Annotated in this window: 17 protein-coding genes and 1 riboswitch; of the genes, 14 read left to right on the top strand and 3 right to left on the bottom strand. The window is 27.1% G+C overall.

Annotated features, from left to right (window positions below; genetic code table 11):
- Positions 1 to 46 precede the first annotated feature (46 nt).
- Genes ACZ5RS_RS14410 through ACZ5RS_RS14400 form a run of 3 tightly spaced genes read left to right on the top strand, consistent with a single transcriptional unit; the run spans position 47 to position 2,479 of the window.
- Positions 47 to 403 carry an ArsR/SmtB family transcription factor gene (locus tag ACZ5RS_RS14410; RefSeq protein ID WP_464624110.1) on the top strand — a complete coding sequence of 119 codons (357 nt, stop codon included), beginning with the start codon at positions 47 to 49 and terminating at the stop codon, positions 401 to 403.
- 12 nt (positions 404 to 415) lie between these two features.
- Positions 416 to 637, top strand: a complete 222-nt coding sequence (locus ACZ5RS_RS14405; protein WP_464624109.1) for a cation transporter — start codon at positions 416 to 418, stop codon at positions 635 to 637.
- A 3-nt stretch (positions 638 to 640) separates the two neighbouring features.
- A complete protein-coding gene (locus ACZ5RS_RS14400; protein WP_464624108.1) occupies positions 641 to 2,479 on the top strand; it encodes a heavy metal translocating P-type ATPase in 1,839 nt (612 codons plus the stop codon).
- Positions 2,480 to 3,070: 591 nt separating this feature from the next.
- Here ACZ5RS_RS14400 and ACZ5RS_RS14395 read toward each other — a convergent pair.
- The gene (locus tag ACZ5RS_RS14395; RefSeq protein ID WP_464624107.1) at positions 3,071 to 3,841 is read right to left on the bottom strand and encodes a DUF3658 domain-containing protein; all 771 of its coding nucleotides are present in this window, start codon (positions 3,839 to 3,841) and stop codon (positions 3,071 to 3,073) included.
- Between the two features lie 1,042 nt (positions 3,842 to 4,883).
- Between ACZ5RS_RS14395 and ACZ5RS_RS14390 the strand changes: the two genes are divergently transcribed.
- The 5 genes from ACZ5RS_RS14390 to ACZ5RS_RS14370 all read left to right on the top strand — a co-directional run bounded on the left by ACZ5RS_RS14390 (position 4,884) and on the right by ACZ5RS_RS14370 (position 8,704).
- Positions 4,884 to 5,063, top strand: a complete 180-nt coding sequence (locus tag ACZ5RS_RS14390; protein WP_464636602.1) for an HNH endonuclease — start codon at positions 4,884 to 4,886, stop codon at positions 5,061 to 5,063.
- Between the two features lie 242 nt (positions 5,064 to 5,305).
- The gene (locus ACZ5RS_RS14385) at positions 5,306 to 5,476 is read left to right on the top strand and encodes a DUF4314 domain-containing protein (RefSeq protein ID WP_464638965.1); all 171 of its coding nucleotides are present in this window, start codon (positions 5,306 to 5,308) and stop codon (positions 5,474 to 5,476) included.
- On the top strand, positions 5,477 to 5,659 hold the full coding sequence (locus ACZ5RS_RS14380) for a DUF5049 domain-containing protein (protein WP_464638963.1): 183 nt from the start codon (positions 5,477 to 5,479) through the stop codon (positions 5,657 to 5,659).
- A 197-nt stretch (positions 5,660 to 5,856) separates the two neighbouring features.
- The gene (locus ACZ5RS_RS14375) at positions 5,857 to 7,137 is read left to right on the top strand and encodes a recombinase family protein (protein ID WP_464636597.1); all 1,281 of its coding nucleotides are present in this window, start codon (positions 5,857 to 5,859) and stop codon (positions 7,135 to 7,137) included.
- The gene (locus ACZ5RS_RS14370) at positions 7,130 to 8,704 is read left to right on the top strand and encodes a recombinase family protein (RefSeq protein ID WP_464636595.1); all 1,575 of its coding nucleotides are present in this window, start codon (positions 7,130 to 7,132) and stop codon (positions 8,702 to 8,704) included. The genes ACZ5RS_RS14375 and ACZ5RS_RS14370 overlap by 8 nt, the downstream gene beginning before the upstream one ends.
- Positions 8,705 to 8,716: 12 nt before the next feature.
- On the opposite strand, the gene ACZ5RS_RS14365 is transcribed toward ACZ5RS_RS14370, so the two are convergent.
- On the bottom strand, positions 8,717 to 8,983 hold the full coding sequence (locus ACZ5RS_RS14365) for a PGN_0703 family putative restriction endonuclease (protein ID WP_464636594.1): 267 nt from the start codon (positions 8,981 to 8,983) through the stop codon (positions 8,717 to 8,719).
- 102 nt (positions 8,984 to 9,085) lie between these two features.
- Here ACZ5RS_RS14365 and ACZ5RS_RS14360 point away from each other — a divergent pair, with 102 nt between their 5' ends.
- Entirely contained in the window at positions 9,086 to 9,937 is an 852-nt protein-coding gene (locus ACZ5RS_RS14360; RefSeq protein WP_464636592.1) for a transposase, read from the top strand.
- Entirely contained in the window at positions 9,925 to 10,458 is a 534-nt protein-coding gene (locus ACZ5RS_RS14355) for a hypothetical protein (protein WP_464636590.1), read from the top strand. The genes ACZ5RS_RS14360 and ACZ5RS_RS14355 overlap by 13 nt, the downstream gene beginning before the upstream one ends.
- 473 nt (positions 10,459 to 10,931) lie before the next feature.
- Here ACZ5RS_RS14355 and ACZ5RS_RS14350 read toward each other — a convergent pair whose 3' ends face one another.
- Positions 10,932 to 12,233 (bottom strand): transposase, encoded by a 1,302-nt coding sequence (locus tag ACZ5RS_RS14350; RefSeq protein ID WP_464624061.1) that lies wholly within the window; start codon positions 12,231 to 12,233, stop codon positions 10,932 to 10,934.
- A 303-nt stretch (positions 12,234 to 12,536) separates the two neighbouring features.
- Positions 12,537 to 12,628, top strand: a riboswitch (NiCo riboswitch).
- Positions 12,629 to 12,701: 73 nt separating this feature from the next.
- Between ACZ5RS_RS14350 and ACZ5RS_RS14345 the strand changes: the two genes are divergently transcribed.
- From ACZ5RS_RS14345 to ACZ5RS_RS14330, 4 genes are read left to right on the top strand one after another with little or no spacing between them, the layout of a single operon-like run.
- The gene (locus tag ACZ5RS_RS14345; RefSeq protein WP_464636589.1) at positions 12,702 to 13,628 is read left to right on the top strand and encodes a cation diffusion facilitator family transporter; all 927 of its coding nucleotides are present in this window, start codon (positions 12,702 to 12,704) and stop codon (positions 13,626 to 13,628) included.
- 60 nt (positions 13,629 to 13,688) lie between these two features.
- A complete protein-coding gene (locus ACZ5RS_RS14340; RefSeq protein WP_464636587.1) occupies positions 13,689 to 14,240 on the top strand; it encodes a flavodoxin domain-containing protein in 552 nt (183 codons plus the stop codon).
- A 33-nt stretch (positions 14,241 to 14,273) separates the two neighbouring features.
- Positions 14,274 to 14,672, top strand: a complete 399-nt coding sequence (locus tag ACZ5RS_RS14335) for a hypothetical protein (protein WP_464624058.1) — start codon at positions 14,274 to 14,276, stop codon at positions 14,670 to 14,672.
- On the top strand, positions 14,614 to 15,570 hold the full coding sequence (locus ACZ5RS_RS14330; RefSeq protein WP_464636585.1) for an IS3 family transposase: 957 nt from the start codon (positions 14,614 to 14,616) through the stop codon (positions 15,568 to 15,570). Before ACZ5RS_RS14335 ends, ACZ5RS_RS14330 begins: the two co-directional genes overlap by 59 nt.
- Positions 15,571 to 15,627: the final 57 nt, after the last annotated feature.

Below are 15,627 nucleotides of genomic sequence, written 5' to 3'. Positions count from 1 at the left end.
TCAATTATTATTAAATTGAATAGATATTCAACTGTTGGTTAAAAAGATGAGTGTAAATAAATTTAATTGTGATTGTAATTCTATACATGAAGATGTAATAGAAATAGTAAAAATGAAAATGCTTAATGATATTATTTTTGATAATGCTACAATTTATTTTAAGTTAATTGGAGATAGAACAAGAATTAGAATACTTTGGGCATTGAGTATACATGAAATGTGTGTTTGTGATATTGCGAATATTTTATGTATGAGTAAGTCAGCAGTATCACATCAGCTTAGCTCCTTAAGGGAAGCTAATTTAGTAAAATATAAAAAAAAGGGTAAAAGTGTGTATTACTCTCTAGCTGATAAACATGTTAAAGACATGGTAGACGCTGGAATAATGCATGTACACCAATAAATAGGAAAAAAAATGAAACTTTTATACAAATTAATTGGATTGGATTGCGCAAATTGTGCTGCAAAAATTGAAAAAAAAATTAATAAATTATCGCATGTTGAAAGTGCTAGTTTAAATTTTATGACTACAAAATTAAATCTAGAAATAACAGATGATTTTTTTGAAGAAACGAATAATGAAATTATTTCAATAATCAAAAAAATTGAACCTGATGTAATAGTGCAAAGAGTTTAAAATATGAAAAAAAATATTATTAGATTTATTATTGGACTTTTATTATTTATAATTGCATTTTTATTAAAAATATATGGAATTACTTTTAGTAATTATCTATTTATTATTAGTTATTTAATTGTAGGCTATGATATTGTAATAAAAGCTATAAGAAATATTTTTCGAGGTAGAATCTTCGATGAGAATTTTTTAATGACTTTTGCTACCTTTGGAGCTTTCTTTCTAAAAGAATATCCTGAAGCTGTAGCTGTAATGTTATTTTATCAATTAGGAGAATTATTTCAAAATTATGCTATAAATAAATCTAGGACTACTATTTCTAACTTAATGGATATTAGACCTGATTATGCTAATTTAAAAATTGGAAATGAAATTACAAAGGTAAATCCATTTGATGTAAAAGTTGGTGATTTAATTGTTATTAAAGCAGGAGAAAAAGTGCCTTTAGATGGAATAGTAGTTGAGGGAACTTCTCTTATTGATACCTCAGCTTTAACAGGTGAATCTGTGCCTAAAAATATAAGAGTTAATGATGAAATATTAAGTGGAAGTATAAATCAAAATGGATTAATTACAATTAAAGTATTAAAACCTTTTGAAGAATCAACAGTTAGCAAAATTTTAGATATAGTAGAAAATGCAAGTAGCAGAAAATCAAAAAGTGAAAATTTTATTACTAAATTCGCAGCAATTTATACTCCTTTTGTAGTTCTTGCTGCTATTCTTCTAGCAACAATCCCACCATTTATATTAAATCTTGGATCTTTTAATCTATGGTTATATAGAGCATTAACTTTCTTAGTTGTATCTTGTCCATGTGCATTAGTTATTTCTATCCCTCTTTCCTTCTTTGGTGGAATCGGAGGCGCTTCAAGAGAAAAAATCCTTGTAAAAGGAAGTAATTATCTTGAAGCTCTATCAAAAACTGAAGTTGTAATTTTTGATAAGACTGGCACATTAACAAAAGGTGTATTTAATGTTCAAGAAATTAATTCTAAAAATATTGATAAAGAACAATTATTAGAGTATGCAGCTTATAGCGAAAGTAATTCTTCTCATCCTATTGCTCAATCGATTCTAAAAGCTTATTCAAAAGATATAGATAATACAAGAATAAAAACGGTTGAAGAGATTCCTGGTCATGGAATAATTTCAAATATCGATAATAAAGAAATTTATATCGGTAATTCAAAGTTGATGAAAAAAATAATTCCAAACTTTGTTGAATTAAATAAAATTGGAACTATTGTATATATTGCAATTGATAAAGAATATCAAGGTTATCTTATAATATCAGATGAGATAAAATCAGATGCAAAAGATGCAATCATTAATTTAAAAAAAGAGGGCATAAAGAAAACAATTATGCTTACAGGAGATTCAGATTCTATTGGTAAAAAAGTTGCAAAGGATTTAAATATTGATGAAGCCTTTACCCAACTACTACCTACAGATAAAGTAGAGATAGAAGAAGATTTTTTAAAAAATATTCCAAAAGGGAAAAAATTAGCATTTGTTGGAGATGGAATTAACGATGCACCAGTACTTGCTTTGGCAGATATTGGGATTGCTATGGGAGCAATAGGTTCAGATGCTGCAATTGAAGCTGCAGATATTGTTATAATGAATGATGAACCATCAAAAATTGCTACTGCAATTAAAATATCAAGGAAAACTATTAAAATTGTAAAACAAAATATAACATTTGCATTACTTGTTAAATTTATAGTTCTATTTTTAAGTGCTTTAGGTATTGTTAATATGTGGCTTGCAATTTTTGCCGATGTAGGTGTTTCGATTATTGCTATAATTAATGCTTTGCGAGCTCTAAAAATTAAATGATGGTATTAATCTTTTGATCTAAATAAATTTTATACTCAGCTTTATATAATTTTTTTGTTGAGTATAAAATTTTAGAAATATTTAATGATTCTAAAGTACTTTATAGATTAGTCGTGAATTTTCATCTCCTTGCTATATATTTTATTTTTTAAGCATTTAATAAAAACTTTTATAAATTTTGTTGAAATCATTTAGGATTATTTATTTTGCATTAGTATAGTGCCAATACATATTTTACGATGAAAGAGATGTATGTAAATTTAAAAAGGAAGAAGTCCTATTATGAATTTTATGTAGGTTTCTTTAAAAGATAGAGACTGTAGTTTTGAATAAAAAATATTTGTTTTAAGTGTGTTACTTGTTGTATATATTTTATATTCTCTGTTGGTTTTTCTATTATTTAATAAACTTGATTAATAATGGAATGAGAAACATAAATTAAATAATAACTAATCTGTTTTATAAATTATTTCAAATATAGGTAAAATCATTTTAATGTATCTTTCTTAAAAAGGAGTACAATATCGATATATGGGAAATATTTATTTCTCTTTAGTTATTTGATCAAATAATTAAAACATTATTTGAACTTTAACCTTTTTTTATCATAATATCATTAATTGATAGATGAACATTATTAGCAATAATTTTTTTTGATTTTATTAAATTCATAATTCTATAGGAAAGGAATGAGTCACTTATATCAAAAGAAATATTTCGAAACACGTTACAAAGTATTATTTGAAATTTTGTAAAATTACTTGTAAGTTGCTCTAATATTAAATCATCTAAAAAGGATTCTTCTTTTACTAAGATTTTATTATTTTTAAATAATCTAAAACAATTGGTTGTATTTTGTAATTCTAAATATTCATCTTTTAGCTTATTTTTTTCTTCACGCGTCAATTTTTTAGCATAATTTAATAGTAAAGGATAATCTTCAAGTTCAATTTCTGCAGTTGCTTTTATATTTTTATATTTATCTATTTTATTAGGATTAATAATATAAATATTTGTATTTTCTAAAAAATAGCATAAAAATCTTAAATATATTTGTTCATTTGAACTATTTGTGCAGTAATAATAAATGGGATTTTCTGTAGTCTTTAATTCTTTGATTTTATCATAATTTATCTCTTCATCAATATATTGTTCACTTTCTTTATCATTGATTAAAGAACAAAATGATTTGAAATATTTTTTTCTATTGTAAATTGATTGAACATTATTAATGTCATATAAAGGGCCAATACATAAATAATCCCGTAATCCAAATATTTGATGGTTTTCTCTATTATTTTCATAAACATAACATAGTGCGCCAAATGAATTATATCCAGCAATAAGATGTATTTTTTTCATTGTGCAAGAATACTATAGAAAGATCTTTTGAGTCAATGATATTTGGAAATTCATTTTTTATTATGGCTTTGTAATAAATATTTTGATAGTTATCCAAATTAAATATACACCCTTAATAAAATAAGTCGCTCTATTTGAATCTTTCAGCCTAATTTAATTGATTTTAATAAATATTTCAGGTACACAGTTTATTTTTTCCAAAATTTTGTAGAATGAACAAAAACTGAATAATGAATAATTGGTTAAAACGTGTTAGTAAATCAATGTTTTATACGTTCAATTCTTGAAAAGTTTTTTATTTAATTTCCTATTTGGAAAGATATAAATTAAACAAAACTCAAGACAATTCCCAATTTTTATATAGATGTTTTTTAGCCTTTCATAAATTATTTTAATGAAAAAAAGCTGTCCAAAAAGTAAAAGAGTTGGATAGTCATAAATTTTTGTTTTTTTGATTTGGTGGACGACAAGAAAAATAGGACAATTCATTTTTTCTTATCCCTTCACCTTGTCATTGAAATAATTCCTTATCAAACAGCTACTTAAACACTTAATGGTACAATAGGACAATAATTAATATAAATAAGTATATATATATATAATAGTGGTAATAGTACTATATGTGTATATATACCCCTATTATATATAAAGAGTAGGAATAATAAGTGTCCGTGCCCACTTGGCCAAAAAAGAAATAAAGGGGTGAGTGGTATAAACAAATTTTCAGTAATTGAGGGTGAGGGGTAAAAATAAAAAATTACAGTAAATAACAGTTGATTACAGTAGTATTTTTTAGTTACTCTAAAATTAGAAAAATATATCGAGAGGACTCAAAGAAATTTGGGTTCTTTTTTTATGGGAAAATGAAATGCCTAAAAAACCTAAAAAGCCTTGTGCATATCCAGGATGTCCAAAATTGACTTATGGAAGGTACTGCGAGGAGCATGAGAAGCTAACAAGACAGCATTATGAAAAATATAAACGCAACCCTGAAACAAAAAAAAGATATGGTCCTCATTGGAAGAGGATACGAGATGCTTATGTGAGAGAACATCCAGTTTGTGAGATGTGTAAAAAGCGTGGGATCAATACTCCAACACAAGAAGTTCATCATATTATCCCTTTAGCTGAGGGTGGTAGCAGTGATTGGGATAACTTAATGGCTCTTTGCAAGTCTTGTCATTCAAGACTTCATACATTTAAAAGTAAAAAAATACATTGATATGTCATAACCTAGGGGTGTATAAATCTCTGTAGGATAAGGAGTTATAACAAACAGGGCCATTAACGCAGATAATGCAGTATTCAAAGGGGGTATTAACCCCTCATTTTATTAAAATTATAAAATTACTATAAGCTTGATAATTCTCTTCTTTAGAGCGATATATACACCATCTAAAGAGAAGTAATTATATGAATAATATTACTAAAAATCTGTTAGAAAATTTAAGAAAATAATACCCTATTGGATGTGTTGTTAAACTAATATCAATGGATGATTCTTTTGCTCCAAAGAGGGGAACCTTAGGTAAGGTTTTTTATGTAGATGATGCAGGAACTATCCATGTAAAATGGACTAATGGATCTACTCTCGGTGTTGTATTTGGAGTTGATAAAATAGAGAGAATTGAATAAATTGATAAGCTTATTAAAGAGCAAATTATAAAAGTTAGAAATACAAGCTTAACAAATATGTTTGATTTAAGAAATGTCAAGTATATAGCACAGGAATTAAAGCTTAATGAAATATCTGCTTATATATCTAATACAGACAATTACAAATACTATATTTCGTTCATTATTAATGGAAATGATTAACTATCAATTTATATCAAGTAAGGCCCTTAGGGGTCATTTTTTTCGTCTAAGGAGTACGTTTTTTTGTGATATATAGTGAAATATAGTATTGCTATTAATGAAAAAATATAAACCATTAATACAAAGTTAATTCTTTACACTGACTTGATTTAGTTTAAAAAATAGAGCATTAATAGTGTATCAACAATGAGGTAGATATGGATAAAATAATTAAAATTGAAGCAACAAAAACCTCCTATATAAACAAGAGAAAAGTTGCAGCTTACGCTAGAGTTTCAGTTGATTATCTTGATAATTTACACTCCCTTGCTGCTCAAATAAACTATTATACCAAGACAATAAAAAGTAGAGCTGATTGGGAATTTGCAGGTATTTATTCAGATGAAGGAATTACTGGAACAAAAGTTAATAGACCAGGGTTTCAAGAATTATTGAGGCAATGTGAACTAGGAAATGTTGATATGGTTATTACAAAATCAATATCAAGATTAAATCGAAATACAGTTGATTTATTAGCTACAGTAAGATCCTTAAAAGAAAAAGGAATAAATGTATATTTTGAGAGAGAGAATATAAATACAATTTCACAAGACGGTGAATTGTTTTTATCTCTTCTAGCATCTTTTGCTCAAGAAGAATCTAGAAGTATTAGTGAAAATACTAAATGGGCAATTAGAAAAAGATTTGAAGAAGGCATATTTAATCATAAAAATCTTTATGGTTATAGATGGGATGGTAATGAATATAAAATTGTTGAAGAAGAAGCTGAAGCAGTTAAATTAATATTTAATAGGTATCTTGATGGTATGAGCCCTAATAAGATAGTTAAACTATTAAACTCTAATGGGTTTGAACCAATGAATAGTGATAAGTTCTGTTATGAAAGTGTATGGTTAATACTTAGACAAATTAATTATTCAGGAGATTCTATTTTACAAAAGACTTTTATTGAAAATCATCTAACTCATAAGAAGAAAATTAATAGAGGTGAACTTCCTAAATATTATGTAGAAGATACTCATCCAGTAATTATTGAAAAAGAATTATTTAATAAAGTTCAAGAAGAAATAGAGAGAAGAAAAACCTTAGGTTATAGAGCAAATCAATCTTTAACCTTTAGCTGTTTTACTTCAAAACTTCATTGCTCAATTTGTGGAAAGACTTATAGAAAGAGAACAATTCCAAATAAAAGCTGTACTGGCAAAATCAGCTATTATAAAAAATGGGTTTGTGGAACAAAGATAGCAGAAACTGCTCATGTATGCCCTTCTTGCAATGTTCCTGATAAAGTCCTTCACCAATTAGCAGCTGAAGTAATAAATGGAGAAGTATTAGATGAAGAATTATTTAATACTCTAATTGAAAAAATAACAGTTGGAGAATATGAACTATTCTTCCATTTTAAAGATGGAAAAATTGTAAAGAAAACATGGCAAACGCAAAAGAATCATAAGACAAGGAGAAAGTTACATGCCTAGAGTGGTTAAAATAATACCTGCAACATTAGAAGAATATTCATCAACTCCAATAGATAAATATTCTAAAAAGAAAGTAGCAGCTTATGCTAGAGTATCAACAGATAGTGAAGAGCAAGCTTCAAGTTATGAAACACAAGTTAAATACTATTCTTCTTATATTAAAAATAAACCTGAATGGGATTTTGCTGGTATTTATACTGATGAAGGAATATCAGGAACAAGTACTAAAAATAGAGAAGGTTTTAAATCAATGGTTCAAGATGCACTTAATGGTAAAATTGATTTAATAATAACTAAGAGTGTTAGTAGGTTTGCTAGAAATACTGTAGACAGTTTAACAACAGTTAGATTGTTAAAAGAAAAAGGTGTTGAAGTTTATTTTGAAAAAGAAAATATTTGGACTCTTGATAGTAAAGGCGAACTACTAATTACTATAATGTCCTCCTTAGCTCAAGAAGAATCTAGATCCATTTCAGAGAACTGTACCTGGGGTATAAGAAAGAGATTTGAAGAGGGAAAAGTAAAAATGTCTTATGGTAGCTTTCTTGGTTACGAAAAGGATGATAATGGTAATATTGTAATTAATGAAAGAGAAGCAACTATAGTTAGATATATCTATTCTAGATACTTACAAGGCATAGCCCCTAATACAATTGCAAAAGAGTTAGAAGATAAAGAAGTAAAAAATGTAAGAGGAACTATTAAATGGTATGGTTCTACAATTAAAAGCATGTTACAAAATGAAAAATATACAGGTAACGCTATTCTTCAAAAAACATATTCAACAGACTTTTTATCAAAAAAGAGAAAGGTTAATAATGGAGAAGTTCCAAAGTATTATGTTGAAAACAGTCACCCTTTTATTATAACAAAAGAACAATTTGAATTAGTCCAAGAAGAGTTTGAAAAAAGAGGTAATTTAAAAAATAAGAATATTAATAAAAGTGTATTTGCTAATAAAGTTATTTGTGGTGATTGTGATAGTGTATATACTACTAAAACCTGGCACTCAACATCTAAGTATAAAAGAATTATCTTTCAATGTAGTAACAAATACAAAAACAAAGTTAGATGCTCTACCCCTCATTTTTATGAAGAAGAGTTAAAAGAAATATCACTTAATGCAATTAATGATTTAATCAAAGATAAAGAATCAATTATAGAAAATTGCAATCTTATTCTTAATCAAGTTTTACAAACAGATAAGTTAAAAGCAAAAGAAGAAACTCTAACTAAAGAAGTTGATAAATTATCAAAAGAATTAAATCAGCTAGTGGTTTCAAATGCTACAACAATTCAAAACCAAGTAGAATATGATGAGAAGTATAATAACTTATATTCCACATATTCTTCAGCTCTTAATGAATTAAAAAGCCTTCAATCCACAATTCAAGATAAGACAATTAGAAAAAGTAAAATCAAGCAATTCTTAAAAGCGTTAAAATCTCAAAATGAACTCTTAGCTGAATTTTCACCTAACCTTTTTTTCTCTCTTGTTGATAGAATGGAGGTTTATTCTAAAGATGATATTAAGGTTGTTTTTAAGAATGGTGAAAATGCAGTTTGATTATTTAGTAAATTAAAAATATTTGTTTTCTAAATATTCTTTTAAATCTCTACCACAAACATCAGCAATTTCTTGCCAAGTAATGAAGTATATTTTATTTTGTAATTCATTGATTTTAATAGCTTTAATTATTGTGATAAAAAATCTGATTAAATCAGTTCGACTTTCATCAATTAGAAGGGTAAAAGAATAATTATATTTATAAGCAGTTAAAATATTTCTAATAAGCTGATAACTTTCATATTTATTATCTATAACCTGAATCCGTATAGATTTCAAAATAAGTAAAATATATTAACAAATGTATAGTAAATTATAGAATAAAAAAGCCTCTTATGTTACAATTAGATTATCACAAAAAAAGGTAACAGGAGAGGCCAAATGATTGATTTTGATACTACAACAATTACACTAGAGAGTAAAGCAGGTTTAAACTTAATTTCTAAAATTTTAACATTTGCAATGATGAAAGTTAGTGATAATGCTGAATATGATTTAGAAACTCTTAAATCTAAAAGTCTTTTAGAAAATGAAACTATTTATAAAACACTAGTTGGTTTAAACTCTATGGGATTTACTAATTTCTCTGATGTAGAGCAATTTAGAAATAATGAAGTATTTAACGAATGTTTAAATCTTAAATTTACACCAGCTCAAGAAACGCTTAGATTATATTTAGAAAAAGAACTTAGTGAAAATTTTATAGAATATTGTAATTTAATAAATATTGAATTACTTAAGAAAGTTTCTTTTCCTTGTGAAAAGATAAGTGAAAAATATATTCCATTAGATTTTGATGTAACACCTATGATTAATCCCAAATGCAATAAAGAAGAGTGTTCTAGAACATATAAAGGGGAAGATGGTTTTGCACCACTTATGAGTTACTTAGGATCTTATTGTATTGGAGCAGAACTTAGACCTGGAAAACAACATTCTCAAAAAGGTTCAATACCTTTTGTTCAAAAGGTATTGGATAATGCTAAAGAGATACTTGCTTTAGAAGATTATAGTAAAATGTTGTGTAGATTTGATAGTGGCCATGATAGTGTAGATACTATTAATGTACTTGATAAAAACAATGTTAACTTTATTATTAAGAAAAAGTGTAGAAGAAACGATTATTCACAAGATTTATTAGAAAGAGCTAAGTCATTATATGATAAAAGATATCATATGATTATAGACAAACAACTGTATACTATGGTTATTTTACCCAAATGTATCCAGTAGGAAAAGAAGATGTTACTAATAAAGCTCAAATAGCATTTAAGATTAAAGAGAGTTATGAAGATAAGAAAGGTAATACATTATTATTTCCAGAAATAGAAGTAGAGCTTTATTGGACTAATTTAATTGAAGATGCAATAACAGTAGTTAATCTATATCATGACCATGCAACAAGTGAACAATATCATAGTGAAATAAAAACTGATTTAAACTTTGAAAGATTAGCATCTGGTAAATATAGAGTTAATGAAATGTTATTAGCAGCGATTACTAATGCTTATAACATTTTGAGAATAATAGGAGATATTACTTTATTAAATCAATTCTATTTACCTGAAGGAACTAAGGGTAATAAAGATAGAATTAGAATGAAAACAATATTAAGAGATATTATTTATACTAGTGCTAGATATATGAGAAAAGGAAGAAATATGGTACTTCGGCTATATAAGAATAATCCTTGGACAGAGTTGTTATTAAGAATTGATAAATTTATTAACATATATTTTCCACTTTCCATTTAATACTCAATTAAACTAAAGACAAAACAACAGAACCAATACTTCTAATATCAATTAGAAGATTTTGAAATGTCTGAAAAAGGTGATATTTATAAAAAATTAAAAATATTATTCTTCCTTCTATTAAAATAATGGAATAAAATATAAGAACAGAAATAAGTAAAACAAATAGACAAGATAAAATCCGTACAACAAAATAATTCAGGTGACTTGAAATATTAACTGCAACCTTTTGAGCATTTGCAAGACTTAATGCAATTGAAATAGTGAAAAGTTTAATGAAAAATCTTTTTTTCGTTTGACTTTTTGCTTTTTCTGCCTAAAAATTAAGGTACGATGTTTATTTGTCATTACCAAAGGGCGCAAAAAACCCAGATTGGCAAATAATCTGTTTTTTTGCAGTACTAAATGCAATCACTGTCATTTTGTTTACTATTTCTTGTTGGTAAACAGTGCGTGTTTGGTTATTTTTACTGTTATTTAACTAAACTTGGTCTAAGCATTACTTCATCTGGTGGGATGTAAGTAATGCTTAAATTTTTTAAAATATTTGGGCCATACATTCTTTCAAAGATTTCGTATGGAGTATTATTTCCTAACTTTCCTCTTTTGTAAGAATTGATATGACTCATCATAAGATTTGTCTTCTTTTGATCTAAGTGATTTATTGATTGATATTTTGGGATTACTCTTCTAAGTAATTCATGATTTACTTCACATGATGCTTTTTGGTAACTTGCCATAGGCTCACAAAAGAAAACTTTTGTTCTACTAATTCCATCTATGGTTTCTTCAATCTGTTTTGGTCCCGAGAATTCAGCACCCAAATCAGTCAGAATAATAGGAAATAATCTTTTAAAATATTCATGACCTAGTTTTTCATACAAATCATTAAAGATATCAATAACAGATTGTGCTGTGTTTCTCTCTCTAATAAAGGCTAACATAAAAGAACAATTAACAAAGTGAATAGTAAGTAATACTTTACCTCCTTTAGTGCTTTCAACACTATCCATTTGTACAATAGGAATATCGGGATAATTATCTACATACTCTAAGTAATCATCATAAGACCTTCCAATACGACATTTCTTTTCAATTAACCTTTTAGATTTGTTTGTGTTAACTCTCTTTTTAAATCTAACAAGACGTGGATGTTTAAAATTATCAACTTCAAATAATCCTGAATGTTGATATGAATAAAGAGTTCTTTCACAAATAGGTATTTCATATTTATGTGTTTCATAAATATGATGAAAAGATTGTCCTTTCTTCACTAGAGGTGTAATCAAATCATTAGTAAATTGGAATTCATATTCATTAATAGCAATACCAGATCTTTTATCAACTAATACTTCTTTATACTGTTTTTGTGCATAAATACTATCATAAAATCTTTTTTCTAAATCACATCTGAATTCATTTTTACATCCATTACAAACATAAGGTGGTTTATCTAATAAAGGACATTCCTCTTTTATATAATCCTTACAAATATAAATGCACTTCCCACAAGTAGAACAACTTTTACCTGGACAATTAAGATTGTCACACATGTAGACTTTATTACAAGTTTTTCTAAATTTACAGTCATTGAAATAATGGCTCCATTTAGAACCTTTTCTTTTAAGCTGCATATGAGCTCTAATTTCTCTAGAAACGGTAGAAGGTGATCTATCAATTCCTTTAGCTATTTGTTTAAATGATTTCTTATCATTTAAACCACTATAAATAAAATGTCTTTCTTTAGAACTTAAATGTTTAAAGTTGTTATTCATAATTATCCTCCTTGATTTGAATAACGAACCAAACACAAAAACCAACAAGAATAAAATATTGTAAATCCTCATAAAAATAGAAAACAAGTGTGAAACAACCGAATAATAAGAAAACCTTATTTGTATTAGTAATAGCAACTATATCTTTTGCAATATTTATTGCAACCAATTTGCCTTAGAAAAAATTAGAGGGGGTTGCATTAGATAATTCAATTAACATAGTTTTTTTGTTTTCAAATATTTTGAATTTATCCTTGACAAATATAACTTTCATCAATTATAATTTAGGTAAATTAATATAAAAAAATATTACTGACAGACTATATTTTGTTGTATAGTCGGGTTACAAAATGAGTAACAACAGAGGGAAATATAAGCACATCTGTGGGACAGGAAAGTTCCATTGGTGTGTTTTTTTATTATGATTTTTTTAAAAAAAATACTTAAAAACAAGTTTTGGAGAGAAAAATGGGAAAAGATATTACATCAGAAAAAGTAAGAAGTGAAAAAGCTAGAAAGATAACTTTTGTTGGATTCTTTATAAACTCAATATTGTCAGTATTTAAAATAACTGCTGGTATTATTGGAAAAAGTAATGCTATGTTAGCTGATGGTATACATTCATTGTCTGACTTTTTTACAGATATTGTTGTTCTTGTTGGTTTTAAATTTACTGAGAAACCTGCAGATAAAGATCACAATTTTGGTCATGAAAAATATGAAACATTTGCAACTTTTATAATTGGAATTGCATTATTATTAGCAGGGTTTAATATTTTACAAGGTGGAGCAGTTAATGTCTATAAAATTGCTTTTAAAAATGAAATCCTACCCAGACCAAAATTAATTGCTATTATTGCAGCCTTGATTTCTATTTTTTCAAAAGAATTCTTATTTAGATTTACAAAGAAAGTCGGAGAAAAAATTAATTCTCCTGCTGTAATAGCTAATGGATGGCATCATAGATCTGATGCACTATCATCAATAGGAACCTTAATTGGTATCAGTGTTGCTTACTTTTTAGGAGATAAATGGATTATTTTTGATCCAATTGCAGCTATAGTTGTAAGTGTTTTTATTTTTAAAGTTGCTTTTGAGATAATGCTTCCTGCAGTAAATGAGCTTCTTGAATCATCCCTTGATGAGAAAGATGTAAAATATATATCTAATTTAATAGAAAGTAATCAAGGTATTAAAAATTATCATAACTTAAGAACAAGAAGGATTGGTTCAAATATTGCAATTGAAGCTCATTTAATGTTTGATAAAAATATTTCTTTATACCAAGCACATGCAATTTCTGAATCTATTGAAAAAACACTTAAAGAATATTTTGGGAAAAGAAGTATTATTACTTTTCATCTTGAACCAAATTATAAAGAATTCATTGATTAAAAATAAATCTTTTCCCATTATATAATTAATGGTATAATTTTTTTTATTAGGAGAACAAAAATGGAAAAAATTATTATTTATGGTAGTAAATATGGTACGACAAAAGCTTATGCCCAAGAATTATCAAAGAAGACAGAAATACCAATAATTGAATATTCAAAGGTAACAAATTTAGAAAGCTATGATGTTGTAATTTATTTTGGTGGACTTTACGCTGGGGGTGTTTTAGGGTTAAAAGATACACTCAATAAACATCCTCTTTCAATAAATCAAAAATTAATAATTATTACAGTTGGTTTATCAGATCCAAATGTTACAGAAAATACAGATAATATAAAAAAATTACTTTCTACACAGATTTCTAAAGATTTATATGATAATTGTAAAATATTTCATTTAAGAGGCGGGGTTGATTATTCAAAATTAAGTGTAATGCATAAAATAATGATGAAAGCTTTATATAATAAAACAAAGAAATTGCCTATTGAAAAGCAAAATGAAGAAACTAAAGCATTAATTGAAACATATAATAAGAAAGTTAATTTTGTAGATTTCAAAACGCTTAATCAAATTGATATGCACCCCTACAGGTTGACACTCTTCTTTGCATAGAACCCTTATAGGTTTCCATATGGAGGAATTACCATGTATAAGGCAAAGAAACCACAATTAATGGTTAGCCAAAAGCTAAGTGCTATTGAAGATTACTTAGAAGGTAGAGGCTCATATCAAGAGATTGCAGAGGCATATAATGTATCTCATGTTACAATACTTAATTGGGTAGCACAAAAGGATTCTCTTATTGCAGAATGTTTAGAATGTGCTAGGATGTATCCAGAGGCATTAAATCTATCCATTGTCTCAGAGGGGGAATCACCTACGAAATTAAGTAATGAGAAACAGCTAGAATTGTTAAAAGAAAACAGGCGTTTAAAAATAGAAGAAAGCAGAAAAGAAGATCATATTGCCTATTTAGAAAGCTTGCTTGAACTTAATAATATTGATCCCAATAAGATGTCGAAAAAAAAAGGAAGAAGCAATTAGATATGCCAAAGAAATAAAGCATAGAACTAACATAAAAAGCCTTTGTTCATTTGCAGATCTCTCACGTGCAGCTTATTATAAATCACAGCAAAAGAGTGCTTATAATGAGCTAAATGATAGAATCATTAATTACATAAAAAAGATTCAAAAAGAAACTTGCTATGGTGTTGGATACAGACCGATGACAGCAATGGTTAACAATACACTTCATATGCAGGTGAATAAAAAACGTATTCATAGAATTATGGATGAAAACAATCTGCTATCTTCTGTTAGGAGAAGAAAATATTCTACTGAACAGTATAAGCAGAGAAAGGAATTAAAAGCCAACAGACCTAAGGATTTATTGAAACGTAATTTCTTTTGTGGTACTCCAAGAAATCACTTTGTAGTTGATATTACATATTTGTTTGGATTAGAAAAAATGTATTATTTAAACACTATTGTTGATTTATTTAATAGAGAAATTGTTGCCTGGAAAATAAGCGAACACCCTGATAGCCAATTGTGTGTAGATACGCTAGTAGAGCTATCAGAGCAATGTAATTTGCAAGGTTCTATCATTCACAGTGATGGTGGGACTTCATATGATAATAAGGCTTATATGGCTAAGGTTAATGAACTTGGGATGACTCCCAGTATGTCTTTTGGTGACTGTTATGATAACAGTGCAGAAGAGAGTGTAAATGCCATAATAAAAACTGAATGTTTATATAATAGATTTGGAAAAACTAAGTTTAAAAACAGAAGAATTAGATGTGCAAAAGTACTGGAAAGGATTGAAGAATTTATACCTTTCTACAATAACAAAAGAAGAAAAGCGGGACTTGGATGGGAAACTCCTGTAGAGCATCTTCAACACAATCCAAGAGGGACTTTACCTGTAATTGTAGAATAACTATTGACAACTAATACTGATACTATAGAATAGGACCTGACCCAAGTGCAAACCACA

The sequence above is a fragment of the Pleomorphochaeta caudata genome (assembly GCF_055395745.1).
The sequence above is the reverse complement of the archived record's forward strand: the minus strand, read 5'-3'. Positions and strand labels throughout refer to the sequence as shown.

What these genes read in the sequence shown, in the direction of transcription:
- ACZ5RS_RS14345 (WP_464636589.1), top strand. Translation starts at nt 12,702, where the DNA reads ATGGGAAAAGATATTACATCAGAAAAAGTAAGAAGTGAAAAAGCTAGA.
- ACZ5RS_RS14370 (WP_464636595.1), top strand. Translation starts at nt 7,130, where the DNA reads ATGCCTAGAGTGGTTAAAATAATACCTGCAACATTAGAAGAATATTCA.
- ACZ5RS_RS14405 (WP_464624109.1), top strand. Translation starts at nt 416, where the DNA reads ATGAAACTTTTATACAAATTAATTGGATTGGATTGCGCAAATTGTGCT.
- ACZ5RS_RS14355 (WP_464636590.1), top strand. Translation starts at nt 9,925, where the DNA reads ATGTATCCAGTAGGAAAAGAAGATGTTACTAATAAAGCTCAAATAGCA.
- ACZ5RS_RS14340 (WP_464636587.1), top strand. Translation starts at nt 13,689, where the DNA reads ATGGAAAAAATTATTATTTATGGTAGTAAATATGGTACGACAAAAGCT.
- ACZ5RS_RS14375 (WP_464636597.1), top strand. Translation starts at nt 5,857, where the DNA reads ATGGATAAAATAATTAAAATTGAAGCAACAAAAACCTCCTATATAAAC.
- ACZ5RS_RS14400 (WP_464624108.1), top strand. Translation starts at nt 641, where the DNA reads ATGAAAAAAAATATTATTAGATTTATTATTGGACTTTTATTATTTATA.
- ACZ5RS_RS14360 (WP_464636592.1), top strand. Translation starts at nt 9,086, where the DNA reads ATGATTGATTTTGATACTACAACAATTACACTAGAGAGTAAAGCAGGT.
- ACZ5RS_RS14395 (WP_464624107.1), bottom strand. Translation starts at nt 3,841, where the DNA reads ATGAAAAAAATACATCTTATTGCTGGATATAATTCATTTGGCGCACTA.
- ACZ5RS_RS14350 (WP_464624061.1), bottom strand. Translation starts at nt 12,233, where the DNA reads ATGAATAACAACTTTAAACATTTAAGTTCTAAAGAAAGACATTTTATT.
- ACZ5RS_RS14410 (WP_464624110.1), top strand. Translation starts at nt 47, where the DNA reads ATGAGTGTAAATAAATTTAATTGTGATTGTAATTCTATACATGAAGAT.
- ACZ5RS_RS14335 (WP_464624058.1), top strand. Translation starts at nt 14,274, where the DNA reads ATGTATAAGGCAAAGAAACCACAATTAATGGTTAGCCAAAAGCTAAGT.